Source organism: Klebsiella sp. MS 92-3, from assembly GCF_000195655.1.
Lineage (GTDB): Bacteria > Pseudomonadota > Gammaproteobacteria > Enterobacterales > Enterobacteriaceae > Klebsiella > Klebsiella pneumoniae.
This window is the reverse complement of record NZ_GL882806.1, coordinates 1-1,174: the sequence shown is the minus strand read 5'-3', so window position 1 is coordinate 1,174 and position 1,174 is coordinate 1. Positions and strand designations below refer to the sequence as shown.

1 protein-coding gene and 1 pseudogene are annotated in these 1,174 nt (G+C 55.5%); both read right to left on the bottom strand.

Translation table 11 applies throughout. The features are described 5' to 3' along the window. A pseudogene (locus HMPREF9538_RS32840) lies at positions 1–297 on the bottom strand (MFS transporter); the annotation flags it as partial. 12 nt (positions 298–309) lie between these two features. Further along, positions 310–1,011: a FadR/GntR family transcriptional regulator gene (locus HMPREF9538_RS14610; protein WP_002882540.1), complete on the bottom strand. Its 702-nt coding sequence runs from the start codon at positions 1,009–1,011 to the stop codon at positions 310–312. Between the last annotated feature and the right edge of the window lie 163 nt (positions 1,012–1,174).

Genomic DNA, 1,174 nt, shown 5'->3' with positions numbered 1-1,174 from the left:
GGAGGGGGGGGGGGGGGGGGGGGGGGGGGACCGGAGGGTGAACAGGCTAACGGCGATGATAAAGACCCGGCGCGTGCCGAAGCGATCGGCCAGCCAGCCGCTGACCGGGATCAGCATCGCCACCGTCAGCGTATAGCTGATAATGGCCGACTGCATCGCTAAGGGAGAACGATTAAGACTGTGGGCGATAGCCGGGAGGGCGGTGTTAAGAATGGTGGCATCCAGCGCCTGCATAAAGAAGGCCATCGCCGCGATCCACGGCAGGCCAGCCATGCTGCGCCCTTTTTTTCCGCTCATGCCAAATCCTTGTTATTGATTTACGTGGTGTGGGGCGTTCAACAATGCCTGGCAGGCGAGCAACGCCCCCGGCGCATCACTGTTAAGAATGGCATCGACAATCGCCTGGTGGAGATCGAGCTTCACCACTTCATTTTGCGTAATCGACGTGAAGTAGGTGTGGTAGACCGAATGAAACAGCGAGGCGAAAGAGCTGAGGAAAGGATTACCGCTCATTTCATAGATATGCTCATGCCAGGCCATATCGACTTCTATCCAGCGTTCGCGCTGAAAATGGCGTTTCAGAGCAATCATCTCTTCCATTAATGTATTGAGCTGCGCTTTTTGCCCGGCGGTGCCGTTGGCGGCGGCGAGAAAGCAGGCCTGTGGCTCCAGGCTGCTGCGCATGACGAGAAAGTGGCTTACCACCTCTTCGAAGTTATCTTCTGTTAGCCACCAGGAGAGCAGTTCCTTATCAAGGAAATTCCAGCTGCTGCGCGGCATCACCCGGGTGCCAATGCGAGGGCGGGGCAGCAGCATGCCTTTTGCAGTAAGCGTCTTCACCGCTTCGCGGACGGCGGTACGGCTTACGCCGAACTGCTCCCCCAACTCCATTTCGCCGGGAAGAATGCTTTCCGGCTGATATTCGCCAGTCAGTATTTTTTGGGCGAGCTTTTCGGCCAGTACCCAGGAGATGTTCTTTTGTGCCGCCAGTTGCTGTGCGCTTAAAGACATAAATGCCGTTCCTTTCTTTCCTCTACTCTAACAGTATGCCACCAGGCGCCCCGTTTCGTCGGTTAAAACGGCAAAACGGCGGTTTTTTGCGACATTCCTCGCCGCATTGTTGAAAAAAGAGACGGTTGAAAACTTTTTTTGCATTTCCCCTTGTCACCTCAGA